This window comes from Salicola sp. AFF1 (assembly GCF_056783195.1).
In genome coordinates, this window is the sequence record NZ_JBXAYL010000019.1 from 36,075 (window position 1) to 59,205 (window position 23,131).

Consider the following 23,131-nt stretch of genomic DNA (forward strand, 5'->3'; position numbering starts at 1 on the left):
ATCATGGCGGAGAACCCCGAACAACTGGCCTGTGTTTTGATTCCGGTCCAGGACACTACCCTGCTGCTGCCCAACGTCTCCATCGCCGAAATCGTGGATTACGAGCCGGACCCGGCGGACAAGGACCAGGACTGGGTGCTCGGTCGGCTCCAGTGGCGGGGCCTGAACCTGCCGGTTCTGTCCTGGGAGGCTGCCAATGGCGGCGACCCTTTCCCACCCGAGGGCCGGCGTGGCCGGATACTGGTACTCAATACCATCACCGAGCGCCATGACGCCATGCCGTTCATGGCCATGGCCACCCGGGGGATCCCCCGCCAAGCCAAGGTGAACCCAGACGATCTCCAGAAGGAATCCGAAGCCAAAGGGGAGGCCACACTCATGTCGGTGGTCTTTGAGGGAGAACAGTGCGTGATCCCGGACATGGCCGCGCTCGAGGAGCTGGCCCAGCGCGCCGCCAGCTGAGGTTCCGTCACCCAGGGGCTGGTGTTACCCTGTAACGTATGACTCACCCACTGCCCTACCGCTCCCATGACCACGAGGCCTGTGTCAGCCAGGCTCTGAGTGACGCCCGACGCATATGCGCCGACAAGGGCGCCCGCCTCACACGGTTACGGGAGCAGGTCCTCGAACTGGTCTGGCGATCCCACAAGCCGCTCGGCGCCTACGACATCCTCGATAGTCTCAACGGCGAAGGGCGACGCTCGGCGCCGCCCACGGTCTATCGCACACTGGACTTTCTGCTGCAGATGGGGTTGGTGCACCGGATCGCCTCGCTGAATGCCTTCATCGGCTGCAGCCAGCCCGACCACCGCCATACCGGCTGCTTCCTGATCTGCCGCCAGTGCCATAACGTGCTGGAACTGGAAGCCTCCGGCATCCAGCAAGCCATCAATCATGAAGCCTGGAGCCATGGTTTCCGGAACGAGGAAACAGTCGCCGAGGTGACTGGTCTCTGCCCGGCCTGCCAGGAGGCAGATGGCCATGACTGAGCCCGTGGTGCTACTGGAGGATGCCGGCCTTCGCTATGGCGAAACCCATGTGCTTCACGACCTCACCTTCAGCATGAGCGAAGGGGACATTGTCACCGTCATAGGGCCCAATGGCGCGGGCAAGACCAGCCTGATCAAGCTGATCCTGGGGATTGAAAAGCCCAGTTCCGGCCGTGTACGCCAGCGCCCCGGCATCCGCGTGGGCTACGTGCCCCAGCGCATGACGCTGCAGCCCACACTGCCGCTGACAGTCCGGCGTTTTCTGGGGCTCGCCGGTGGCGATGATGCCGCCATCAACGCCGCACTCAAGCGAACCGGCGTAGCCCAGCTGGCGGATGAATCCGTGCATCATCTCTCCGGTGGCGAGTTCCAGCGCATACTGCTGGCCCGGGCCATACTGCGACGGCCCCAGCTGCTGGTTCTGGACGAGCCGGCCCAGGGGCTGGACGTGAACGGCCAGTCCGCGCTCTACGAGCTGATCCAGTCCCTTCGCGACGAGCTCGACTGCGCGGTGTTAACAGTCTCCCACGACCTGCATGTCGTCATGGCCTCAACAGACACGGTGCTCTGTCTCAATGGTCACATCTGCTGCCGTGGCCAGCCGGAGCAGATCTCTCGGGATCCGGCCTTTACCCAGCTCTTCGGGGAGCATCTGGCCAACACCCTGGCGGTATACCATCACCACCATAACCACAGTCATGACGTGCACGGAGACCCCGTGCCATGATCAACGCGATCCTTGATGACTTTTTCTGGCGCGCCATGGCCGGGGGCCTGATTGTAGCCCTGGTTGCCGGTCCCCTGGGCTGTTTCGTGGTCTGGCGGCGGATGGCCTATTTCGGCGACACACTGGCGCACTCCGCCCTTCTGGGCATTGCCCTTGGCACCGCCTTCCAGACCAACCTCAACCTCAGTATCGTACTGGTGTGCGTGTTGCTGGCGGTGATCCTGATGCTGCTGTCGCGCCAGCAGTCGCTGGCCAGCGATACCCTGCTGGGTATTCTGTCCCACAGCTCGCTCGCCATCGGTCTTGTGGTGCTTGGGATGATGCAGGATTTCAGCATCGACCTGACCGGCTACCTGTTCGGGGACCTGCTGGCCATCAACCAGCAGGACCTGTTGTGGATCCTCCTGGGCGGTGCCTTCATACTGGTGCTCACGATCTGGCTCTGGCGCGGCCTGCTGATGATCACCCTCCATGACGAACTGGCCGCGGTGGAAGGCTACCGTACCGGCCTGCTGCGACTGGCACTGATGCTGATGCTGTCGCTGGTCATCGCCACCGCCATGAAGATCGTAGGCGTTCTGCTGATCACCGCCCTGCTCATCATCCCAGCGGCTGCGGCACGCCCGCTGGCCGCCACGCCCGAACGCATGGCGGTCATCGCGTCCCTGCTGGGGATGGGGTCGGTGGTAGCCGGCATGACCCTGTCCTGGCACATGGACACCCCCGCTGGTCCCTCGGTGGTTGTGGCCGCCTTTGGCTTCTTTCTGCTCCTTTGGGTGGCAAGGGCCCGTTCACCAGCCTGAGAACCCCTTCGCTTGGTCTGTGCAGACCTCTGAGCTACAGTTATTCTGAGGCAGGCGGCACAAGAGCCAGGACGATGGAACCGGAAAGCATAGCCGATCGCGATCAGCCGGGCTGGTACCGGGCGCTGCCCCCGCTCGTGCTGGGGGTGGGAGTGGCACTGAGCCTGCTGCTCTGGTTCGAAACCCGCCAGGCGCTGGCGCGCGCCGCCACCAGCGGCGACGACCCCGTATTCCCGACCGTCCTCCTGCTCGCCGGCATCGTGGTGAGCGCTGGCCTGGCGGTGCTCGTGGGCTGCCTTGTGCGTGCCCACCAGCTCTGCCTTCGCCGCGAGGTGCAACAGCAACGCCTGCGTGAACGCGACAGTCGCGCCCTCGAAAACAAACGCCTGGAGAAAGCGGTGATGAGCCGGGCGCTTTCCGACAGTGAACAGCGAACCCGCGACTTTATCCGGTTGAGCACCGGCATTGCTCTGGAGCTGGATGACAGCCGGGCCATTGGTTACATCTCACCCCAGGTTGAAACCTGGCTGGGGCATACCCCCACCACTCTGGCCGGCGAACGCGTTGCCATGATCCTGCCGGAGTCCGAACACAACCGCGTTGATGATGCCCTCGATACCAGCCGTCGGGAGGCTTGCCATACCACCCTGGATACCTGGTTCCAGGACCCTGAGGGCCACACCCTGCCCGTGCACCTCCGCATCTGTGCCATTGTGGACGCGCTTTCCCATTGCGAGGGCTTCCGGCTCGTCGCATCGCCACGCGGCCCCATTGAATAACGCCGCGTTACCTCCATTTCTATCCACAGAGACAACCCTTTAATGGCGCCAGACGCTGCACAGAGGTTCGCCAATGGAATTCAAGGATTACTACCAGATTCTGGGCGTTGATGAAGACGCCTCCAAGTCCGAGATCAAATCCGCCTATCGCAAGCTGGCACGCAAGTACCACCCGGATGTGAGCAAGGAATCGGACGCGGAGGACCGCTTCAAAGACATCAGCGAGGCCTACGAAGTCCTGAAGGACGACGAAAAACGCGCTGAATACGACCAGCTCCGCAAGTATGGACAGACCGGGGATGGCGGCTTTGACCCGCCCCCCGGCTGGGAATCCGGCGCCAGCTTCTCCCGGGGCGGATTCACCGGTGCCGACAGCATGGACTTCAGTGATTTCTTTGAGTCCATCTTCGGGGGTGCCGGCGGCGGCTTCCGGCAACAACGAGGGCAGGGCTTCGCCATGCGCGGTGACGATCTCCACCACCAGCTGTCACTGTTTCTGGAGGAAGCCTACAACGGCTGCGAGAAATCCCTCCGGGTCCAGCAGCCCGAACCCGGTCCTGACGGTCGTGTCCAGCGCCGCGAGCGCACGCTGAACGTGAAGGTACCTGCTGGCGTTCGCGATGGGCAGACCATCCGTTTGCGGGGCCAGGGCAGCCCCGGCGTTGGCAATGGTCCGGATGGGGATCTGTATCTAGACATCCAGATTGCCCCCCATCCACACTTCCGGCTGGAAGGCGGGGACCTCTATGTGACCGTTCCGGTAACGCCCTGGGAAGCGGCACTGGGTGGTCGCATAACAGTCCCGACAATGGATGGCAAAGCCACGCTCACCATCCCTGAAGGGGCCCGTGAAGGCAAGAAGCTGCGCCTGCGTGGCAAGGGCATGCCCGGCAAGAATCCGGGAGACCAGTACGTGATGCTGCAAATTGCCATGCCACCGAAACAGACGCAGCGCAGCCGCGAGCTCTTCCGTGAGCTGAGCGAAGAAGTGCCGTTCAACCCACGCGAACACCTGGGAGTCTGATCATGAGCAGCAGAACGCCCCACGCCGAAATGATGGACGAGCTGACGCGGCTGACCCTGCGCGACCTATGCCATGACTGCCAGGTCAATGCCGAGTATGTGATCGAACTGGTGGAGTTTGGTGTCGTCCAGCCGCGCGCAGGCCGCAGCCCTTGGGAATGGGTCTTCGCTGGCGACGACCTGGTCCGGGTCAAGAAGGCGGAACGCCTGCGGCGGGACCTGGATATGGACCTGCCAGGGGTGGCCCTGTCACTGGAGCTGCTTGAGGAGGTCCGCCAGCTGCGCCGGCGGGTAGAGGAACTGGAACGTGGAATGTGGAGCGACTGACGTTCAACCCAGCTCGGACAACGGCTGCGCCACCTGGGCAACCCGGTCGTTGTCCACCAGTTCCAGGAATGCGTCCCCCAGACGCTGGCTCTCGGCCATGGCCTGGCGCCAGTGGCTTTCACGGGTGGCATCATCGCCTTCGTAGGCATGGAAATCACGCCGGTCCGGCAGCCGGCCATCGGGCAGCGTCGCCAGGTATTCGGCTGTGGGCGCGATCAGCACCATGTTGCGGAGGCGTTCCGGGTCACCGTTTCGCCAGGGCAGGCTCTTATCAAACCAGCCGGGCACCACCCGTTGGGTAAAGTGCGGGTACAGCACCAGATCATCGCCAGCATAAGGGAGATCCAGGTGGTAGTCCGTAAGCCCACCATCCCGAAAACAATGCCCCGCCACGCCGGGAATGCGCTCAACCGCCCGCATCACCATGGGGATGGAACCGGAGGCCAGTAGAGCGGCCTGAAGGTTGGCCGCGTTCAACTGCTCATAACGCCCCGGGAAATCATTAAAGGCGCCCAGCGGTGGCGCGGCGCGCTCATCGTGCATCAGGACCCGCTCAAAGCCGAGCTGGATCCAGGGCCGGTAAAGGGCGTTGGCCAGGACCACCGGTGCCAGCCCGGCCATCAACAGGGCCTTGTTATCCGAGGCCACCAGCCCCCTTGAGCGGGCGACCATGACGTTCAGTCGATAACGTTGCTGTTCAAAGACAGCGTTTTCCTGACCCCCAATCAATGCCTCCAGCATCGCCTCGCACTGCCTGGAGACCTGGTCCGGCGTGACCCCCCTGGGGAAGCGCTGGGCCGTGTAAAGCTCGCCAAGGCGCTCCAATGCCGCCACCGGATCCGGCGTGCAGGCACAGGCAAACCGCCAGCTGCCGATGGATGAGCCTATGAGGGCACGCTCACGCGGCGCCCGCTCCAGCCAGTCCCCGAACAGCACCCGATCCAGCCCTTGCAGCCCAAGGGCCTTGGGGCCGCCGGCAGCCCCGGGGATGGCGCCCACATCCTCGGGCCGGAGTCCGCGTTCACGGATTCGGGCCAGCGCCCGGTCGCCAGCATGGATGCTCAGAAGCGGTGTGGAGTCACTCATCAGTGCGGTCAGTCATCACCCAGTGCAATGCGGCGGCGGAAAGCCAGGTAGTGCTGGAGTGTTTCCGCGGGTGCCTCGAAATGGGGATAGTGGCCAATGTCGTTCAGCAGTGCAATCCCGTGCCCACCCACAAGCTCGCGATAGCGCTGCAGCATGGCCCGACCGGAGACCGGATCCGCCCCGCCCCAGATGAGCAGGGTTGGCTGTTCGCACGCCTGGAGGGCTCCCACCCAGCGGTGGCGGTGAATCCGGCGCTCCTCCATATAATGGATGATGCGGTGGATCACCCCGCGCCCGTTGTTGTGGATCAACAGCTGCCAGAAGTCCTCCATATCCCGGGCTGTGGGCTGGGTTGCCGCACCAAAGAGCCGGCCCAGGCTCGCTTCAAACACACGCCGCGTCAGCCCCCGGCTGACCAGTCCGCCCAGCGGCCCCAGCAGCAGTTTCTGGATCAATATCGGTTGGTGGACCTCCGGGAAGAGCGCCGCGTTCATCAGGGCGACGCTGTTGATGCGGAACCCGAGGCTGCCCTCGCGCTGGCGGGCCAACAGCTCCTGAGCCACCGTTGCCCCATAATCATGCGCCATGACATGAACCCTGTTTTCCCCCATCTGTTCCAGCCAGCCCTGGATGAGGTCCGCCTGCTCAATGATGGAGTAGGCGTGATCCTGTGGCTTGTCCGAGAACCCGAATCCAAGCATGTCCGGCGCCAGCAACCGGTAGTGCTCCCCAAGGGCCGGCCACAACCGGTGCCAGTCCCAGGAGGCGGTGGGAAAACCATGGATCAACAGCAGTGGCTCGCCCTGCCCTGCGATCCGGCTGAATATCGCATGCTCGCCGTAACAGAACCAGCATCCCGCCTCCTGCCAGCATTGAAGTCCATGGGACTCCCCTCCCGGTTGGCTGCCCTGGGGCGTGGTCTCTGTATCCAGGCGCATTACTGTCTCTCCCTATTGCTGTTTCTGGCAGTGGCCTTCCTGGGGGTGAGTCTATCGCAATGACCATTCCGCAACGAAACCGTAAGACTCATCCAAACGCCGAGCGGCACCGTAGATTGAGAAAAACAGATAATCCGATCGCCGTGCCCTATTGTCCTTCACTATGATGACCGGCAAGTGCGCGGCATAATAGAGCGTTGATTAACTAGGGGTTCAACCCGGGAGCACATCATGGAGCACAATACTGACGGGCTGGCGGCCGACTACCGGGACATCATCCGCCGGCTGGGGGAAGACCCGGAGCGCGAGGGTCTGGCTGATACCCCGGACCGCGCCGCCAAGGCCATGGAATTCCTGACCCAGGGGTATCACCAGGATCTGGATTCCATCGTCAACGGTGCCATTTTCGAATCCTCCAACGATGAGATGGTGGCCGTTCAGGACATTGAACTCTATTCCCTGTGCGAGCACCACCTGCTGCCCTTTGTGGGTAAGTGTCATCTGGCGTACCTGCCCAACGGGCGCGTTCTGGGACTGTCCAAGTGCGCCCGCATCGTGGACATGTTCGCCCGGCGCCTCCAGATCCAGGAGTCGCTCACCCGCCAGATCGCGGAAGCCATCCAGGATGTTACTGGCGCCAAAGGGGTCGCGGTGGTGATCGAGGCCCATCACATGTGCATGATGATGCGCGGCGTCGAAAAGCAGAACTCCAACATGAAAACCTCGGTAATGCTGGGTACCTTCCGTGAATCCCAGGCAACACGCATGGAATTCCTGACCCTGCTCAACCGCACCTGACCACAACGGGGCCGCCATGACCGACGCACGCACCGCCACCATCCGCATCAAGGACCTCCGTCTGCGCACCTATGTGGGCATCAAAGAGGAAGAAATCAACAACCGCCAGGATGTGGTCATCAACATACGGCTGGTGTACGACGCCGATCAGGCCATCCGCAATAACGACATTGAGGCGGCCCTGAACTACCGCACCATCACCAAGAACATTATTGCCCATGTCGAAGGCAACCGGTTTTCCCTGCTGGAGCGCATGACCCGGGAAGTACTGGACCTGGCGATGGCGCCTGACGCAGTACTGGAAGCGCAAGTGGAAATCGACAAGCCCCATGCGTTGCGTTTTTCGGACTCGGTATCGGTTACACTGGAGGCCTCACGCCAGGGGTCATAGGATCCATGGACAGTAGAGGCAAGCTCTCACACACTGTGGAGCTACCACCGCAGGACCCGAGGCCCTCACGCGATGCCGCTGCGTTCGCTGCTCAACGCTGACTCCCATCCCTCCCTGAAGCTGATCCTCGCCTGGCTGGCCGCCCTGTCGCTGGTTGCAGCCGGCACCGTGCTCGCGTGGCGCGATGGCCAGTTCTGGCCGCCGCTGATACTCACGGCGGGGGCTCTGGGAACCCTTGCACTGGCGTTGGGACAGGGATTGCAGCGCCACCACCGGCTTCTGGAACAGACGCGTGCTGCCCTGCGCGATGAAACCGACAAGCGCGTGAGCGCCGTGGCTGATCTGCAACGCATCGCCAGTAACGACCCGTTGACCGGTCTCGCCAACCGCCACTTTTTCCTGGAAGACCTGGATTATGCGGTGCAGCGTGCCCGCCAGTCCGGCGAGCAAATCGCGGTAGTCGCCCTCGATCTGGACGGATTCCAGGCGCTCAACAATACCATGGGCCATGATTACGGCGATGAGCTGCTGGTGGCGGTGGCCCGGCGTCTGCGCACCCTGGAGGACCATAACCACCTGTTCTGCCGGGCCAGCAGCGACGATTTCTATCTGCGCTGCTATCCACTCGCTGACCTACAATCGCTGATCCAGCTCATGAACCGCCTTCGGGAGCTATTCCGCCGTCCCATTCCTATGAACGATCAGGATCGGTACCTGTCCGCCTCCATGGGCGTCACCCTCTTCCCGGAACATGCGGGAGATACCCAGTCGCTGATCGCCAATGCTGAAGCGGCGCTCAATCAAGCCTCAGCGCTTGCCGGCACCCGTTACCAGTTCTACAGCGAACACCTCGACGAACGGATCCAGGAACGCATGGCCCTCCACTGGGGCCTGCATGACGCGCTGGACCACCACCGCTTCCACCTTCGATTCCAACCCCAACAGGATCTGGCCACCGGCCAATGGGTGGCGGTGGAAGCAGCGCTGCACTGGCAGCACCCACAAAGAGGGGAACTGGCGCCGGAAGGGTTCATGGAAACGGCGCTGGAGACAGGAATGGCGCCGGCCATCACCCGCCACACGATCACGCTGGCCTGCGAGCAGCTGCGGCACTGGCAACAGGACGGAGCTCGCTCGCTAGCGGTCGCCATCAACCTATACGGCCCGGAGCTCGAGGACAGCAGCCTGGCAGAACACATCGGTGATACGCTGAGACACTGTGGACTGGCTCCTGACGCCATTGAACTGGAGTTGGCGGAAGGCAGTCTGGCCTGCAACACTCAGCAGCGGGAACAGCAGTTGCGGGCACTCAGTGAACTCGGTCTGCCCATCAGCATCGACCACTTTGGACAGGGCACCGCCTCGCTGGGATGGATACGGGATTTCCCGGTCCACCAGCTGAAAATCGAGCCAAACTTTGTACGGCGCGTCACCAGCCGTCATAATGACAGTGTGATCGTCAGGGCGATCATCCACCTCGCCCATAATCTGGGCATGCAGGTCACCGCCACAGGCGTTGACACGGATGCCCACCTGACGTTCGTCAACGCGCACCGGTGCGACTTCGCCCAGGGGGAACGGATCAGCCCATTCCTGGATCTGGAGGAGCTGGCAGAACGCATCGGCCTCAATCAATCCAACACTGCAGAGTACAGCTGACCCCCATGCGCCGTCTGACCATTGCCGCCGTGAGTCTTGTCGCCCTGGCCGTCGTGGCCCTTGGTGCCACCCAATTGGTAGCCGACAACACCCGTCAAACCACTGCGACCGACCAAGCCGGCGTCCCGACCGATGAGACCCTCACCGTCTTCGCCTCCCCCACCTGTGGCTGTTGCGGAGACTGGATCGAGCACATGCGCCAGGCGGGATTCAAGGCCGAGAAGCGCGAAGTCAGCAACATCAACCGCGTAAAACAGGAAGCCGGCCTGCCACGCTCGCTGGCGAGCTGCCATACCGCCTTCATCGGTGGCTACCTTATAGAAGGCCATGTTCCGGCCTCCGACGTGAAGCGCCTCCTGCGCGAGCAGCCATCAGCTGCCGGACTGAGCGTACCCCGCATGCCGATGGGGTCGCCGGGGATGGTGGTTGAGGGCCGTGGCCGGGACGCCTTTGACGTGATCCTCTTCCGCCAGAACGGCGATCAGGACGTTTTTGAACACTACCCCGCTCAGACCAGTCTCTGATTCCGCAATACTGACAGGTTATTCTTTCAATGCTGAACCCCGATGCCCTGAACCAGCTTCAACAGCTCCGTTCCGATATCCAGTCCGACAAGGAGCTGTTTGCCGGCGCCGTCAAACGCGTGACCGGACGCTTTGGCTTTGTCACCCTTGATGATGGTCGTGACATCTATCTCCCCCGTGACGAGGCCCAGAAGGTGCTGCTGGGTGACCGTGTCCAGATCCAGATCACCGAGGGTAATGACGGCAAGAAGGCGGGTGAGCTGGAAACGGTGGATGAACAGGTGCTGGACACCTTCATTGGCCAATACGTGATCAGGGGCAAGGGCCACTTTGTGGCCCCCGACATCAATGGCCTGAGCCGGTGGTTCTTCGTACCCCCGAAACAGCGCAACCAGGCCAGCAACGGTGATTTCGTCCACGCCCGGGTCACCCGCCACCCCTTCAGCAGCGGCAACGCCCAGGCTGAAGTCCTGAGCGTCATTGGCAACGAGTCCGACCCGGGCATTGAGCGCGGCTATGCCATGGCCAAGTATGCGCTGCGCGACGAGTGGCCCGAGGCGGTTAACGAAGAGGTGACCACCCTCTCGGAAGCAGCCATCGAAGAGGCCGCCAGGAAGCGCGAGGATCTGACGGACCTGCCCTTCGTGACCATTGATGCCCCCAGCACCCAGGACATGGATGACGCCGTCATGGCCCAGGCCCTGCCCTCGGGCGGCTGGCGCCTGTGCATTGCCATCGCGGACCCGGCCGCGCTACTGCCCGAAGACGGTGCCACCGAACAGGAAGCACGCCTGCGGGCCAGCTCCGCGTATTTCCCTGGCCACCCCAGGGCCATGCTGCCCTCAGCCATCAGCCAGGACCTGGGCTCGCTCATGGCGGGTAAGGATCGACTGGCCCTGGTCTGTGACCTGCAGCTCGACGCCAATGGCAACATGGGCGATTACCAACTGAGGGCGGCGACCATCCGCTCCCGGGCCAAGCTGGCCTATGAAAGCGTGGCCGCTTTCTTTGACGAGCAAACTGACGAGGAAATCCAGGCACTGGACGACGCCACCCTGCAAAGCCTCAAGCAGTTGCAAACGGTGGGCGAGACCCTCCGGCAATGGCGCGAGACCAACGCGCTGGTCAACGAGGAGCGTCCGGATTACCGCATCCGTCTGGACGACAACCGCAAGATCCGCAGCATCGAGAAACGCTACCAGACCAGTGCGCACCGGCTGATCGAGGAATGCATGATTGCCGCCAACCGGTGCGCGGCCGACTTCCTGAGCCAGCGCAGCGGCAACGGGCTCTTCATCACCCATGCCGGGGTGCGCGAGGAAAAGGTGGACAACATCCGCCAGCTGCTGGAACAGCACTGCCCGGAACTGCTCGATGTGGACCCGACCACGCCCGAAGGCTTCACCAGCCTGGTGCGCCGGGCCTCGGCTTTGGATACCGAGCTCCCCGTCAAAGCCATCGTCATGCGCCAGCTGGAGCGCGCGGAAATGGCGACCCAGGCCGCGCCTCACCAGGGCATGGGGCTGGCGCTCTACACCACCATGACCTCGCCGCTGCGCAAATACAGCGACTACTTCGTCCACCGGCTGATCCGTTATCACCTGGGCATTGCCGGCCAGCCCGAATGGGATCAGTCCGTTCTGAGCGCGCTGCAGGAGTCCCAGTGGCAGCTGCGCCAGGCGGTGAACGAGATGGAGCACAGTCTCAAGTGCCAGTTCGCCCCCAGCCTGGGCGGCGAGCCCCTGCAGGGCACCATCGTCCAGGTGAACGCGGGCGGCTTCCAGGTGAAGCTGGATGAAACCGGTCTGGTGGGCTTTGTGGCGGCACGGGATCTGCCGGAGAAGTTCAGCTTCGATCCGGTTACCCACACCATTGCCAGCGACCAGCGCCGCTTCCGGCTGGATCAGCCGGTCACGGTGACGTTCAAGGAAGTGGATGAGGAGCGCCGCCAGATCCGCTTCGACCTGGTCGACGCCTGAGCCTCTACAGCCTTACTGTTCAGCCCCGAGCGCCTCGGCGCGCTCGCGGCTGGCCTTCAGCTCCTCCGGGTTGTTCTCCGGCAGGTTCCAGCCCTGAAGGTGCTTCTCCACCAGGGTCGTAATCATGTCCAGGTGATCCTGATCCGCGTTCAACGCCGGGATATAATGGAAATCCTCGCCCCCGGCCTCCATGAAATACTCCCTGTTTTCCTCGTCAATTTCCTCGATGGTTTCCAGACAGTCCGCCGAGAATCCCGGGCAAACCACATGCACCCGCTTCACGCCCTGGTGCGGCAGCGACTTCATGGTTTCGTCCGTATAGGGCTGGAGCCATTCCTCGTTGCCAAAACGCGACTGGAAGGTGGTCATGTATTCACCCTCTCGCAGGCCCAGGCGTTTGGCCAACAGGCGCGTGGTCTTGTGGCACTCGCAATGGTAGGGATCGCCATTGAGCAGGTAGCGCTTGGGCACACCATGGTACGAAAGCACCAGCATGTCTGGCCGCCCCTGGTCGTTCCAGTAGCGCTCAATCTTGCGCGCCACGGCTTCAATGTAGGGCTCAAAGTCATGGTAATGACTGATGAAGCGCAGATCCGGCAACCAGCGCCGGCGCTGGAAATCCTGGGCCACCGCATCAAAGGTCGAGCCCGTCGTAGAGGCGGAATACTGAGGGTACATGGGCAGCACCAGTAGCTGGCGCGCGCCCCGGCGCTGCAGATCATCAATGGCGGAGGCGATGGAAGGATTGCCGTAACGCATGGCGTAGGCCACCTCGACATTCTGCCCGTACCGGAACTGCAACCGCTGCTTCAAACCCTCGGCCTGGCCCTTGGTGTATACCAGCAGTGGTGATCCCTCATCGCTCCAGACATTGCGATAGCCCTCGGCGGATTTTTTGGGGCGGGTACGCAGCACGATGCCATGCAGGATCAGCCACCACAGAAGCCGCGGCAGTTCAATCACGCGCGGGTCTGACAGGAATTGGTCCAGATAGCGTCGCAGCGCCGGCGTTGTGGGTTCGTCCGGTGTGCCCAGATTGGTGATGAGCACGCCCACTTTGGCTGGCTGGTCGTGGGTGAAGTGCTCACTCATGCCACGGTATTTCATAAGGTTGGATTCCCCGTTGCGCTGGAATGGATTGACTTGGTTCTTATACGCACCACCATGAGGGCTGGTTCCCTGCAAGAGGTGGCCCAATGACTGCCAAACAGCTCCTGATTGTTGCCCATACACCGTCGCCCAATACGTCCCGCATGGCGGACGCGGTTCTCAATGGTGCCCACCATGAGGATATCGAAAACGTCACGGCCCGGCACATACCACCGCTGGAGGCAGGTCCCGACGACGTCCTGGCGGCGGATGCCATCATCCTTGGCACCACCGAGAATCTCGGAACAATGAGCGGTGCGCTAAAAGATTTTTTTGATCGGATCTATTACCCCTGTCTGGAAGAGACCCAGGGCCTGCCTTTTGCCAGTTTCGTACGGGCGGGCAAGGATGGGACAGGCACGCTAAGAGCGATCGACTCGATTACGACCGGACTCCGCTGGCGCGCTGTTCAGGAGCCGCTGCTGTGCCAGGGGGAATTCCAGGAGGTGTTCATCTCCCAGTGTGAGGAACTGGGCCTGTACGTAGCGGCCGGGTTGGATGCCGGGATGTTCTGACAGGCGCCTCGGCCACGGTTGACCGGGCGCCCATCCGGTTCAGCAGTTCCGGCTCACTGCTGGCCCTGCTGCTTCTGCTGTTGCTGCTTCTTCATCTTCTGCTGCATCTGCTGCTTCTGCATCTGCTGCTGCATTTTCTGCATCTGCTGACGCTGCTGCTTCATCTGCTTCTCAAGCTCCTTGCGCTGCTCCTCGGTAAACACCGATTCCACGCGGGATTGCAGCAGGATGCTCTTGGCGGTCATCTCACCGGTGAGATTACCCAGCTTTTCGGCATCATCACGGATGGCCTGCTCGTCATAGTCCGGCCCAACACGGCCATCGAGCTTCTTCTGCAGCTGCTGGATCTGCTTCTGGGTATCCTGGATGTCACCCTGCATCTCATCCAGAATGCCGCGGATCTCTTCCTGCTGTTCGTCAGTGAGATCAATCATGCGCGCCAGCTGGTCCACCTGGTCGCCACCCTGCTGACCCATCTGCTGGGCGCCGGCGGTAAAGGCAATCGCCATGGCAAGGCCAGCGGCGAGGAGTCGGAAGGTTTTCATAGGGAACACTCCGGTATTGGTTTTGGTGTTAATGGTGTATGAGTCCGCGAGCATAACGCGACTCTGGGGGGTCTTTCACGTTTGTAGGCCACGAATTCATTAACACTTTTACAGATAAGGCGACATCAGCCTTGCAATGCCGTTACGCAGCCGCACCGCCAGCCAGGCATTGCGCAACTGGGCCAGTTCAAGCCGGTCGGCCCGCGCCCGCACGCGATCCAGTAATTGCTCCAGCGAGCGGGTCAGGCACGGGTCATAGCATTCCAGGTTGCACTCGAAGTTCAGGCGCAGGCTGCGTGGATCCCAGTTGGCCGACCCGATCATGCACCAGCTTCCATCCACGGTGAACAACTTGCTGTGATCGAATTCACCCGGGCTGTACCAGACCCGCACCCCCCACTGCAGCAAGCCCTCAAGCTGAGCACGGCAGGCCCAATCCACCATCGGCAGGTTGTTGTGCCGTGGTAACACCACATCCACGGTGACGCCCCGCAGGGCCGCTGTCTTGAGCGCATCCTGAACGGTGGCATCGGGCAGGAAATAGGGCGTCATGATCCGCACATGGCGGCGGGCTACGGACAGTGCCCCCACCATGATCTGGCGCAGGGTATCCAGGTTCTCGTCCGGTCCATCCGGGATCACGCGGCTGAGGGTGTCGCCCGGGGCATAGGGGGTTGGGAACCAGAGGTCGCCGCTGAGCCGCTCGCGACAGGCAAAGGCCAAGTCCTCGGCGAAAACCGTCTGCAGCTCCGCCACCACCGGCCCCTCAATGGCGAAATGCAGATCCCGGATGGGATGGCGTGGCCGGCTTTCAAGGCAGTTGCCGGCGGCGATGTTCATGCCACCACTGAATCCCAGAACCCCATCCACGACCAGCATCTTGCGGTGGTTGCGAAGGTTCATGAAGGGCATGGCCAGTGGCGTCCGCGTGGGCATGAAGCGGGCGTAGGGCACCCCTTCCCGGCGCAGGTGCCGGATTATGGAAGGGATTGAGTAACGCAGCCCCACGGCGTCCACAAGCACCCTAACGCTCACGCCGCGGCGTACCGCCTGGCCAAGGCCGCGGGCGAAGTCCCGGCCCACGGCATCATTGCTGAAGATGTAGGTACTCAGGGTGATGCTCTGGCGGGCGCTGGCAATGGCTTCCAGCATCCGGGGAAAGGCTTCGTCCCCATTGCTCAACGCCGTCAGCCTGTTGCCGGTCAGCAGCGGCTGGCGCGAGACCCGATCCGCCAGCCGTGCCAGGGATTGCAGCTCGCGCGACCATTCCCCGCCCATGTCTTCGGAGGCATAGGCGCGCACCGCCGAGCCCTGATCCACGCGCGGCATCTCGCCACGCAGCTCGGCCGCGCGCCGGCGTATGCGGTTGATGCCAAACATCAGGTACAACAGCGAGCCCATCAGTGGCGCCAGCCAGATCACTCCCACCCAGGCCACCGCTGCGCGGCTGTCTTCTTTGTTCAGTATGGCATGCCCGGAGGCCGCAACAGCCAGGCTCACATAAAAGACCGCGAACAGGGCAGCCAGAATGCCGCTGTCCGCTTCAGCCATAACGGGATTCCGTGTCTGTGGACGCCACACCCTGCTCCTGTGAAGGACTGTTGCCGGCATTCTAGCCGGGCCCGGCAAACCCGGCCAATCACCGATTGCAATAAGACGACACAGCCGCTACGTTTGCGCCCCCGAAAAAGTCAGTCCGGAGTCTTCATGACCTTCACAATGGGCCAGCGCTGGGTCAGCCAGACCGAATCCGATCTCGGACTGGGGCTGATCACCGACGTTAGTGGCCGCCGCGTCACCATTGCCTTTCCCGCCGCCGACGAGGAACGGACCTACGCCATGGACAACGCGCCCCTGGCGCGCGTTCGCTACCGTGTGGGTGAAACCCTCAGGGACCGCCACGAACGCGTACTGACGGTGCGCGAGGTGGAGGATTCCGAGGGCCTGTTCACCTACGAGTGCGAGGATGAAGCGGGCAAACCGGTCACTCTGACCGAAGTCATGCTCAGCCCCTATGCCCGCTTCGTACACCCGGAGCAGCGTCTGTTCTGCGGCCAGTTCGACCGCAACGGCGACTTTGAGCTCCGTTATGCCACCCTGCAGCACCAGGCACGGCTCCAGGCCTCGCCGGTGCGCGGCCTGTTGGGGACGCGCACCCGACTGCTGCCCCACCAGGTTGCCATTGCCGACCAGACGGCGCGCCGCCCCCATCCACGGGTACTGCTGGCGGACGAGGCCGGATTGGGCAAGACCATCGAAGCCGGGCTCATCCTGCACCGGCAGGTGCTGACCGGTCAGGCGCGGCGCATCCTGATCCTGGTCCCGGACGCCCTGCTGACCCAGTGGTTCGTTGAAATGCGCCGGCGTTTCAACCTCCACTTCGCGCTTTTCGACCAGCAACGGCTGGAAGCGGAAACCGAGGGCAACCCTTTTGAGAGCGAGCAGATGGTGCTCGCACCGCTGTCACTGCTCAGCGATGACCAAACCACCCTGGAACAGGCCACCGGCGCGGACTGGGACCTCATGGTGGTGGATGAGGCCCATCACCTGCACTGGTCCCCCGAGGGCGCGGATGCCGGTTACCAGGCCGTGGAAAAGCTGGCCGGGGTCGTCCCGGGCGTTCTGCTGCTGACGGCCACCCCGGAACAGGTGGGGCTCGACAGCCACTTTGCGCGCCTGCGGCTGATCGACCCGGCCCGTTTCAGCGATTTTCAGGCCTTCCAGGAGGAAGTGCGGGCGAACGGCGGGTTAGCGGAACAGCACCGTCTGCTCTTCCGCCATACCCGCGCGGACGTGGGTGGCTTCCCTGAGCGGGTGGTCGAGCCCGAACCACTGAGCGTGGATGACGACTACCAGGAAGTGGCGCCACTGAGCGGTCACGCGGGTCTGTTCCCGGAAACAGCGCTGGAGGGCGCCACCTGGCTGGACCTGGACCCGCGCGTGGCCTGGCTGCAACGCACGCTCAAAGCGCACAAGTCCGAAAAGGTTCTGGTGCTGTGCGGCCATGCGGAGACCGCGGAAACCCTGGAACATTATCTGCAGCTGCGCGCCGGCATCCGCAGCGCCGCCTTCCACGAGGGGCTGAGCATCATTGAGCGCGACCGCGCCGCCGCCTGGTTCGCGGACGAGGAACAAGGCGCCCAGGCACTGATCTGCTCCGAGATTGGCGGCGAGGGCCGAAACTTCCAGTTCGCCCACCGGCTGGTGCTGTTCGACCTGCCCGCCAACCCGGACCTGCTGGAGCAACGCATCGGCCGGCTGGACCGGATCGGCCAGGGCGAGCGGATCCACCTGCACATCCCCTACCTCGCCGGTACTGCTCAGGAAGTTCTGTTCCGCTGGTATCACGAAGGCCTGAACGCCCTTGCCGCCTACTGCCCCACGGGTGTGGCCGTTCAGCAGGCCGTAGCCGATGAGCTGGAAACGGCACTGAACCACCCGGAACAGGCTCCGGACGCACTGCTGAATGCCACCCACGAGGCCCGGCAACGCCTGGACCAGGCGCTGGCGGACGAACAGGCCACCTTCGCCACCCTCACCCAGGACGAAAAGGCTAACGCCGAACAACGGATCGCCGAGATCCGGGAGGCGGACGACCCACAGCCACGCGCGGACTACCTGGGGCGGCTGTTCGACCAGTATGGCATCCACCACGAAGCCGAGAGCGATGGCCACTGGATCATTCGACCCACCGACCACATGAAGGTTGACCATTTCCCGAACCTGCCGGATGAGGGAATGAGCCTGGCCCTTGACCGTGACACCGCGCTGGCACGCGAAGATCTGGCCTTTGCGAGCTGGGAGCACCCGCTGGTGCGCGAGGGCATGGCCATGGTACTGGATTCGGAGCTGGGCAATGCCGCGCTGATCACGCTGGAGCTCAAGAGCGTTCCGGCCGGCACCCTGATGCTGGAGGCCATCCACCGCATCAGCACCGCGGCGCCGGCCAGCGTCCCGGTGGCCCGGTTCCTGCCCATGGCGCCGGGCCGGATGCTGCTGACCAGCGATGGACGCGACCTCAGCGCCATGCTCGACCACGACAAGCTCAGCAGCATTGGTGGGCGCATCAAGCGCAAAGACGCGCACCAGATCCTGCCGCAGCTGAGGGACACCATTGAAGGGCTTCTGCCCACGCTCAAGGCCAGGACCCAGGAAGGGCTGCCCGAGACCATCACTTCGGCCCGACAGGAGCTGGAAGCCCATTACAACGCCGAAATCGAGGCGCTGCGAGGGCTTCAGGGCACCAGTGAGGCACTCAAGGAGCGTGAAATCCAGGCCCTGGAACAGCAACGCGACCAGGGCGTCGCCGCCATTGAGCGCGCCACGGTGGAGCTGGAAGGACTGCGGGTGGTCCTGACCACCTGACGCTGCCCCCCTATTGCCCGCACCCCCCCAAGGGGGCCCGCGGGCAATGGTGGCCCGCGACAGGACGCCAGCAGCCACGGGATGCTAGTCTGTCCTGATCAAGGATCCATTGCAGCCAAGGAACCCATCATGACCCACCTGCTCAGAACCAGTGCACTGATGCTCCTGGTCGCCACCACGGCCGCCAGTGCGGAGGTCTACAAGTCGATTGACGACAACGGCAACGTCACCTTCTCGGACACCCCCCAACATGGCCAGCAAGCGTCCGAAAAGGTTCAGCTGCGCAACCTGAACAGCGTCAGCAACCCCAAGCGCGGCCAGGGCGGCTCACTGGTGGAACGCCTCTCCCCCGCAACCGACCAGGTAGCGCTCTATAGCGCAAGCTGGTGCGGGGTCTGTGACAAGGCCAGGGCCTACTTTGAAGACAACAGCATCCCCTTCGTGGAATACGACGTGGAGGAAAGCCAGCGCGGGAAACGCCATTACAAGCGCCTGGAAGCCGACGGCGTTCCCGTTATCCTGTACCAGGGTGAGCGGATGCAGGGATTCTCGGTAAGCTCATTCGAGGCAATGTACAACCAGAACTGACGCTTGTTGACGCCCGCCGCTGCGAGGGCTCGCCTCAGCCGGCCAAGGGGAACCCGGGTTCTAGAGGTTGCCCAGCACGAAGATCACAAGCACGATCAGCATGAATACCAGTGTGACCACGATCAGCGTGTCACGGAGCCAGGGAAGCCCGTGCCAGCGGCCCTGATTGATCTCCTTGCGCACCCGGAAGAACTCCCAGGTTCCCAGCGCCACCATGAACGCGCCCAGTGCGAAGAACAGCAGCGGCACCCAGAGCGTAACCACTGAGGACATGGCGCTCGTGCCCCCGCCATCCCCGGGATTCACCATAACCCCAAAGCGCTGGACAATGAAGCCGAGTGTGATCAGCGCCAGGCTGGTACGGACCCAGTTCAGGAAGTTGCGTTCATTGGACAGACGGGAGCGCTGCACATTCTGGAACAGCATCGCACGCTGCCAGTCGCTCAGCTCGGGATCCTCAAGCACCTTAAGGGATGATTGGTTCATGACGTAAACTCCTTGCGTCGTCGGTCAGGTGAAGGCCCGACCATACCGCAAAGACGTCATTGCCTGAAAAAGCGGGGAAGGGACTGGAGGCCGTCAGGCCTCCACGTCGATATTGGTACCCAGCTGGTCGTTCGCGCTGACGGACTGGTTGCCGGCTACAGAGCCACCATCCGGACTGTTGGTGGCCTCGGCACGGCTGCTGGCCGTGTTGCTTGCTTCACTGGGGGCATTGCCGGTATCACCACTGGCCAGCGTAGCGGCCGGGTTCGTGTCCGGGGCGGCCACATCCGGCACCGCCTCGCCACTGTTGGCGCCAGCGGACTCCAGCCCCTGCTGCGAGATCTGGACGCTCACATCCTGGGCCGGACGCGCATTGGTATTGCCAGCCGTGTTCTCACGGGCCTGGACACCCTGATTCGCGCCTTCCTGGCCGCCGCGCGACTGCAACTGCTGGGCACCACTGTCCCTCGCCAGATTTGCTGCCTGCGGGTTCATGCCTTCAATCATGACGCTCACCTCGCTCAGGTGGGTTGACTAACTCCTATATTGGACAACTTTTGATCAAAGGTAAACCCCGAAGGGCGAGCGGGCAGGGTAGTCATTTGTAACAAGCCATCCGCTCGGCAAGACCGCGGCCGCAGGGCTGTAACGCTTGCCCTTGGCAGGCCCAACGGCGATACAATCCGGTCGATTGCTGGTATCGTAGACACCCGAACAATCCAATTCCAAGGCCAACACAGGGATACGCTATGAATCTCCTTATCGTTGTTCTGCTCGCGCTCGCCGGACTGCTGTTCGTGCTTCGGCGCGAATCCGGTGCGGCGGCGGCCATCACCGTCATGGTCGTGGTCGGTATCATCGGCCTTTTCATGCACACGGGCTGGTTCAGCCTGCTGCTGTTCATCGGCGCCGGCATTACCGCCCTGGCTGGGCTGCCCGGCCTGCGCCGGCAATGGCTGACGCCGCGTGTGTTCGCGATGTTCAAGAAGGTCGCCCCCAAGGTCTCGGAGACCGAGAAACAGGCGCTGGAAGCCGGTACCGTGGGCTGGGACGGCGAGCTGTTCACCGGCCGCCCGGACTGGCACCGCCTCCTGACCAACCGCAACACCGGCCTTTCCGAGGAAGAGCAGGCGTTCGTGGACAACCAGTGCGCCGTTGCCGCCAGCATGTGCAACGCCTGGGATATTGGCTTTGAGCGCGCGGACCTGCCCAAGGAGCTGTGGGACTACCTCAAGAAGGAGCGCTTCTTCGGCATGATCATCCCGAAGGAGTACGGCGGCCTGGGCCTGTCTGCCCGCGCCCAGTCGGCAGTGCTGCAGAAGCTCTCCGCCAACGAATCCCTGATGGTTTCGGTCGGCGTACCCAACTCCCTGGGCCCGGGCGAGCTGTTGCTCAAGTACGGCACCGATGAGCAGAAGAACTATTACCTGCCACGCCTGGCGGACGGGCGCGAGATCCCCTGCTTCGGTCTGACCGGCCCGCGCGCCGGCTCTGATGCCACCTCCCTGCCCGACACCGGCATTGTGTGCAAGCAGGAGGTCAACGGGGAAGAGGTCGTCGGCCTGCGCCTGAACTTCGAGAAGCGCTGGATCACCCTGGCCCCCATCGCCACCGTGGTGGGGCTGGCGTTCCGCATGTTCGACCCGGACAACCTGCTGGGTGACCAAAAGGACCTGGGCATCACCTGCGCCCTGATTCCCCGTGAGACTGACGGCATGGACATCGGCCGCCGGCACGCGCCCATCGGCAGCCCCTTCATGAACGGGCCCATCAAGGGCAAGGACGTGTTCATCCCGCTTGACTACATCATTGGCGGGCCGGATATGGTCGGCCAGGGCTGGCGCATGCTGGTGGAATGCCTGTCCGTGGGCCGCTGCATCACCCTGCCTTCGGGGGCCAGCGGCAGCGGTCGCTATGCCACCGGCCTGGCGGGGGGCTTCACCCGGATCCGGCGCCAGTTCAATACGCCGGTGGCGGACATGGAGGGCGTACAGGAGCCACTGGCACGCATCGCCAGCAGGGCCTACATCGCCCAGTCCGCCGTCATGCAGACCGCCAACATGATCGACAATGGCGAGAAACCGGCGGTGCCCTCGGCCATCCTCAAGAGCCAGTTGACCGAGTACCAGCGCGACATTGTGACCGACGCCATGGACGTCCACGGTGGCAAGACCGTCACCCTTGGGCCGCGCAACTATCTGGGGCTGTCCTTCGCCGGTTCCGCCGTGTCCATCACGGTGGAAGGTGCCAACATCATGACCCGGAGCCTGATGATCTTCGGCCAGGGCGCAATCCGCTGCCACCCCTATGTGCTGGATGAGCTGGCGGCCAAGGACAGTGACGACGTTGATGCCTTCGACGATGCCTTCTTCAACCACGCCGCCCTGGTCTTTGGTAATGCCGCCCGCGCCTTTACACAGGCGATCGGCCTCGGCCGCGGCGACGTGCCCTTCGACAACGCGGCAGCCCCCTACGCACGCGCCGTGAACCGCTTCAGCGCCGCCTTTGGCCTGGCTTCGGACGCTGCCATGGCCAGCCTGGGCTCCGACCTGAAGCTGCGGGAACTGCTCTCCGCGCGGCTGGGTGACGTACTCTCCAACCTCTACCTGACCTCCATGGTGCTCAAGAACTGGCACGAAGGGCAGGCCGTGGAAGGCGAGCGCGAGCTCATGGCCTACAGCTGCGAGTTCCTGCTCAACCGGGCCGAGAAAGCGCTGGACGAGCTGCTGGACAACCTGCCCAACCGCTCGGTGGCCGTGGCCCTGCGCTGGGTGACCATGCCGCTGGGGCAGCGCTGGAAGGCGCCGTCCGACAAGCGCACCCAGGCGATCGCCCGGGCCATCAGCACGGACTCGTCACTGCGTGCCAAGCTCACCAGCAACACCTGGAACACACCGGAGCAGGAAGGCGAGCAGTTCAATCCACTGGCCCATTACAACCAGCTGCTGGCGGACTACCCGCGCGCGGACAAGCTCTACAAGACTCTGGACAAGGCCCACGCCAAGGGCGAACTGCCCGCCGAGGCCCTGCATCCGGAGCAGAAGTTCGAGGCGGGGCTGGAAGCCGGCCTGATCTCCCAGGACGACGCCGAGTTCATGCGCCAGTACGAGGCGGAAGTACTGGAGATGCTGAGCGTGGACGACTTCCCGTTCGATGGCCTGGCCCACGACAAGCGCAAGCTGGTGAAGCACAACGTGCTGTGACCCGTACCAGAGCGTTAAAAACCCCGGTCAGGTTCGCCCTGCCGGGGTTTTTTTCTGGATACAAGTCATCAATTCACAACCCTGACTCAGCCTGTATCCAGGTCAACTCTCTCCCTTTTACCGCACTTCCCCTTACCAGGTTGCTCGTTTTTAACGATTGGCTCATCCAGAGCAATGACCCTAGGAGTCTGCGCGGTAGAAACCGCATTCTGGCATAATAACGCGAAATTCTTCTCTTGCAGGAAGCCCGATGGGAA

Annotated in this window: 23 protein-coding genes; 16 read left to right on the top strand and 7 right to left on the bottom strand. The window is 63.1% G+C overall.

All coding sequences use genetic code 11. The features are described 5' to 3' along the window. The first annotated feature begins 3 nt into the window (after positions 1-3). The 7 genes from AC1RQI_RS12605 to AC1RQI_RS12635 all read left to right on the top strand — a co-directional run bounded on the left by AC1RQI_RS12605 (position 4) and on the right by AC1RQI_RS12635 (position 4,648). Positions 4-462, top strand: a complete 459-nt coding sequence (locus AC1RQI_RS12605; RefSeq protein ID WP_481905060.1) for a chemotaxis protein CheW — start codon at positions 4-6, stop codon at positions 460-462. 38 nt (positions 463-500) lie between these two features. Next, positions 501-989 carry a Fur family transcriptional regulator gene (locus tag AC1RQI_RS12610; RefSeq protein WP_481905061.1) on the top strand — a complete coding sequence of 163 codons (489 nt, stop codon included), beginning with the start codon at positions 501-503 and terminating at the stop codon, positions 987-989. Further along, the gene (znuC, locus tag AC1RQI_RS12615) at positions 982-1,716 is read left to right on the top strand and encodes a zinc ABC transporter ATP-binding protein ZnuC (protein WP_481905062.1); all 735 of its coding nucleotides are present in this window, start codon (positions 982-984) and stop codon (positions 1,714-1,716) included. The genes AC1RQI_RS12610 and znuC overlap by 8 nt, the downstream gene beginning before the upstream one ends. Then, positions 1,713-2,519, top strand: a complete 807-nt coding sequence (locus AC1RQI_RS12620; protein ID WP_481905063.1) for an iron chelate uptake ABC transporter family permease subunit — start codon at positions 1,713-1,715, stop codon at positions 2,517-2,519. The genes znuC and AC1RQI_RS12620 overlap by 4 nt, the downstream gene beginning before the upstream one ends. 74 nt (positions 2,520-2,593) lie before the next feature. Next, entirely contained in the window at positions 2,594-3,298 is a 705-nt protein-coding gene (locus AC1RQI_RS12625; RefSeq protein ID WP_481905064.1) for a PAS domain-containing protein, read from the top strand. 73 nt (positions 3,299-3,371) lie between these two features. Next, complete coding sequence (locus AC1RQI_RS12630; RefSeq protein WP_416633025.1) at positions 3,372-4,322, top strand: DnaJ C-terminal domain-containing protein; 951 nt, start codon at positions 3,372-3,374, stop codon at positions 4,320-4,322. A gap of 2 nt (positions 4,323-4,324) precedes the next feature. After that, entirely contained in the window at positions 4,325-4,648 is a 324-nt protein-coding gene (locus AC1RQI_RS12635) for a chaperone modulator CbpM (RefSeq protein ID WP_481905065.1), read from the top strand. A 3-nt stretch (positions 4,649-4,651) separates the two neighbouring features. On the opposite strand, the gene AC1RQI_RS12640 is transcribed toward AC1RQI_RS12635, so the two are convergent. Then, positions 4,652-5,734, bottom strand: coding sequence for a patatin-like phospholipase family protein (locus AC1RQI_RS12640; protein ID WP_481905066.1), 1,083 nt, complete (start codon positions 5,732-5,734; stop codon positions 4,652-4,654). Positions 5,735-5,742: 8 nt separating this feature from the next. Then, positions 5,743-6,672 (bottom strand): alpha/beta fold hydrolase, encoded by a 930-nt coding sequence (locus AC1RQI_RS12645; protein WP_481905067.1) that lies wholly within the window; start codon positions 6,670-6,672, stop codon positions 5,743-5,745. Between the two features lie 231 nt (positions 6,673-6,903). On the opposite strand from AC1RQI_RS12645, the gene folE reads away from it, so the two are divergent. The 5 genes from folE (at position 6,904) to AC1RQI_RS12670 (ending at position 12,023) form a co-directional block, all read left to right on the top strand. Beyond that, positions 6,904-7,470 carry a GTP cyclohydrolase I FolE gene (gene folE / locus AC1RQI_RS12650; RefSeq protein WP_416633021.1) on the top strand — a complete coding sequence of 189 codons (567 nt, stop codon included), beginning with the start codon at positions 6,904-6,906 and terminating at the stop codon, positions 7,468-7,470. A gap of 16 nt (positions 7,471-7,486) precedes the next feature. After that, positions 7,487-7,861, top strand: coding sequence for a dihydroneopterin triphosphate 2'-epimerase (gene folX / locus AC1RQI_RS12655; protein WP_416633020.1), 375 nt, complete (start codon positions 7,487-7,489; stop codon positions 7,859-7,861). A gap of 72 nt (positions 7,862-7,933) precedes the next feature. After that, entirely contained in the window at positions 7,934-9,520 is a 1,587-nt protein-coding gene (locus AC1RQI_RS12660; protein WP_481905068.1) for a putative bifunctional diguanylate cyclase/phosphodiesterase, read from the top strand. 5 nt (positions 9,521-9,525) lie between these two features. Continuing rightward, positions 9,526-10,044, top strand: a complete 519-nt coding sequence (locus tag AC1RQI_RS12665; protein WP_481905069.1) for a DUF411 domain-containing protein — start codon at positions 9,526-9,528, stop codon at positions 10,042-10,044. A gap of 29 nt (positions 10,045-10,073) precedes the next feature. Next, complete coding sequence (locus AC1RQI_RS12670) at positions 10,074-12,023, top strand: VacB/RNase II family 3'-5' exoribonuclease (RefSeq protein ID WP_481905070.1); 1,950 nt, start codon at positions 10,074-10,076, stop codon at positions 12,021-12,023. A gap of 12 nt (positions 12,024-12,035) precedes the next feature. Here the strand turns inward: AC1RQI_RS12670 and hemH are convergent, their stop codons facing one another. After that, the gene (gene hemH / locus AC1RQI_RS12675) at positions 12,036-13,130 is read right to left on the bottom strand and encodes a ferrochelatase (protein WP_416633015.1); all 1,095 of its coding nucleotides are present in this window, start codon (positions 13,128-13,130) and stop codon (positions 12,036-12,038) included. A gap of 89 nt (positions 13,131-13,219) precedes the next feature. Between hemH and AC1RQI_RS12680 the strand changes: the two genes are divergently transcribed. Further along, positions 13,220-13,687, top strand: a complete 468-nt coding sequence (locus tag AC1RQI_RS12680) for a flavodoxin family protein (protein ID WP_416633014.1) — start codon at positions 13,220-13,222, stop codon at positions 13,685-13,687. Between the two features lie 53 nt (positions 13,688-13,740). Here the strand turns inward: AC1RQI_RS12680 and AC1RQI_RS12685 are convergent, their stop codons facing one another. Both AC1RQI_RS12685 and AC1RQI_RS12690 read right to left on the bottom strand, forming a co-directional pair. Continuing rightward, complete coding sequence (locus tag AC1RQI_RS12685) at positions 13,741-14,232, bottom strand: Spy/CpxP family protein refolding chaperone (RefSeq protein ID WP_416633013.1); 492 nt, start codon at positions 14,230-14,232, stop codon at positions 13,741-13,743. A gap of 108 nt (positions 14,233-14,340) precedes the next feature. Then, on the bottom strand, positions 14,341-15,783 hold the full coding sequence (locus tag AC1RQI_RS12690; protein ID WP_481905071.1) for a phospholipase D-like domain-containing protein: 1,443 nt from the start codon (positions 15,781-15,783) through the stop codon (positions 14,341-14,343). A 156-nt stretch (positions 15,784-15,939) separates the two neighbouring features. On the opposite strand from AC1RQI_RS12690, the gene rapA reads away from it, so the two are divergent. Continuing rightward, positions 15,940-18,597 (top strand): RNA polymerase-associated protein RapA, encoded by a 2,658-nt coding sequence (gene rapA / locus AC1RQI_RS12695; RefSeq protein ID WP_481905072.1) that lies wholly within the window; start codon positions 15,940-15,942, stop codon positions 18,595-18,597. A 129-nt stretch (positions 18,598-18,726) separates the two neighbouring features. Beyond that, the gene (locus AC1RQI_RS12700) at positions 18,727-19,185 is read left to right on the top strand and encodes a DUF4124 domain-containing protein (RefSeq protein WP_481905073.1); all 459 of its coding nucleotides are present in this window, start codon (positions 18,727-18,729) and stop codon (positions 19,183-19,185) included. A 60-nt stretch (positions 19,186-19,245) separates the two neighbouring features. On the opposite strand, the gene AC1RQI_RS12705 is transcribed toward AC1RQI_RS12700, so the two are convergent. Continuing rightward, positions 19,246-19,671 (bottom strand): YidH family protein, encoded by a 426-nt coding sequence (locus tag AC1RQI_RS12705; RefSeq protein WP_416633010.1) that lies wholly within the window; start codon positions 19,669-19,671, stop codon positions 19,246-19,248. A gap of 93 nt (positions 19,672-19,764) precedes the next feature. Further along, on the bottom strand, positions 19,765-20,178 hold the full coding sequence (locus tag AC1RQI_RS12710; protein ID WP_416633009.1) for a hypothetical protein: 414 nt from the start codon (positions 20,176-20,178) through the stop codon (positions 19,765-19,767). 242 nt (positions 20,179-20,420) lie between these two features. Here AC1RQI_RS12710 and AC1RQI_RS12715 point away from each other — a divergent pair, with 242 nt between their 5' ends. Continuing rightward, positions 20,421-22,874, top strand: coding sequence for an acyl-CoA dehydrogenase (locus AC1RQI_RS12715; RefSeq protein ID WP_481905074.1), 2,454 nt, complete (start codon positions 20,421-20,423; stop codon positions 22,872-22,874). Positions 22,875-23,131: the final 257 nt, after the last annotated feature.

What these genes read in the sequence shown, in the direction of transcription:
- AC1RQI_RS12605 (WP_481905060.1), top strand. Translation starts at nt 4, where the DNA reads ATGGCGGAGAACCCCGAACAACTGGCCTGTGTTTTGATTCCGGTCCAG.
- AC1RQI_RS12610 (WP_481905061.1), top strand. Translation starts at nt 501, where the DNA reads ATGACTCACCCACTGCCCTACCGCTCCCATGACCACGAGGCCTGTGTC.
- znuC (WP_481905062.1), top strand. Translation starts at nt 982, where the DNA reads ATGACTGAGCCCGTGGTGCTACTGGAGGATGCCGGCCTTCGCTATGGC.
- AC1RQI_RS12620 (WP_481905063.1), top strand. Translation starts at nt 1,713, where the DNA reads ATGATCAACGCGATCCTTGATGACTTTTTCTGGCGCGCCATGGCCGGG.
- AC1RQI_RS12625 (WP_481905064.1), top strand. Translation starts at nt 2,594, where the DNA reads ATGGAACCGGAAAGCATAGCCGATCGCGATCAGCCGGGCTGGTACCGG.
- AC1RQI_RS12630 (WP_416633025.1), top strand. Translation starts at nt 3,372, where the DNA reads ATGGAATTCAAGGATTACTACCAGATTCTGGGCGTTGATGAAGACGCC.
- AC1RQI_RS12635 (WP_481905065.1), top strand. Translation starts at nt 4,325, where the DNA reads ATGAGCAGCAGAACGCCCCACGCCGAAATGATGGACGAGCTGACGCGG.
- AC1RQI_RS12640 (WP_481905066.1), bottom strand. Translation starts at nt 5,734, where the DNA reads ATGAGTGACTCCACACCGCTTCTGAGCATCCATGCTGGCGACCGGGCG.
- AC1RQI_RS12645 (WP_481905067.1), bottom strand. Translation starts at nt 6,672, where the DNA reads ATGCGCCTGGATACAGAGACCACGCCCCAGGGCAGCCAACCGGGAGGG.
- folE (WP_416633021.1), top strand. Translation starts at nt 6,904, where the DNA reads ATGGAGCACAATACTGACGGGCTGGCGGCCGACTACCGGGACATCATC.
- folX (WP_416633020.1), top strand. Translation starts at nt 7,487, where the DNA reads ATGACCGACGCACGCACCGCCACCATCCGCATCAAGGACCTCCGTCTG.
- AC1RQI_RS12660 (WP_481905068.1), top strand. Translation starts at nt 7,934, where the DNA reads ATGCCGCTGCGTTCGCTGCTCAACGCTGACTCCCATCCCTCCCTGAAG.
- AC1RQI_RS12665 (WP_481905069.1), top strand. Translation starts at nt 9,526, where the DNA reads ATGCGCCGTCTGACCATTGCCGCCGTGAGTCTTGTCGCCCTGGCCGTC.
- AC1RQI_RS12670 (WP_481905070.1), top strand. Translation starts at nt 10,074, where the DNA reads ATGCTGAACCCCGATGCCCTGAACCAGCTTCAACAGCTCCGTTCCGAT.
- hemH (WP_416633015.1), bottom strand. Translation starts at nt 13,130, where the DNA reads ATGAAATACCGTGGCATGAGTGAGCACTTCACCCACGACCAGCCAGCC.
- AC1RQI_RS12680 (WP_416633014.1), top strand. Translation starts at nt 13,220, where the DNA reads ATGACTGCCAAACAGCTCCTGATTGTTGCCCATACACCGTCGCCCAAT.
- AC1RQI_RS12685 (WP_416633013.1), bottom strand. Translation starts at nt 14,232, where the DNA reads ATGAAAACCTTCCGACTCCTCGCCGCTGGCCTTGCCATGGCGATTGCC.
- AC1RQI_RS12690 (WP_481905071.1), bottom strand. Translation starts at nt 15,783, where the DNA reads ATGGCTGAAGCGGACAGCGGCATTCTGGCTGCCCTGTTCGCGGTCTTT.
- rapA (WP_481905072.1), top strand. Translation starts at nt 15,940, where the DNA reads ATGACCTTCACAATGGGCCAGCGCTGGGTCAGCCAGACCGAATCCGAT.
- AC1RQI_RS12700 (WP_481905073.1), top strand. Translation starts at nt 18,727, where the DNA reads ATGACCCACCTGCTCAGAACCAGTGCACTGATGCTCCTGGTCGCCACC.
- AC1RQI_RS12705 (WP_416633010.1), bottom strand. Translation starts at nt 19,671, where the DNA reads ATGAACCAATCATCCCTTAAGGTGCTTGAGGATCCCGAGCTGAGCGAC.
- AC1RQI_RS12710 (WP_416633009.1), bottom strand. Translation starts at nt 20,178, where the DNA reads ATGATTGAAGGCATGAACCCGCAGGCAGCAAATCTGGCGAGGGACAGT.
- AC1RQI_RS12715 (WP_481905074.1), top strand. Translation starts at nt 20,421, where the DNA reads ATGAATCTCCTTATCGTTGTTCTGCTCGCGCTCGCCGGACTGCTGTTC.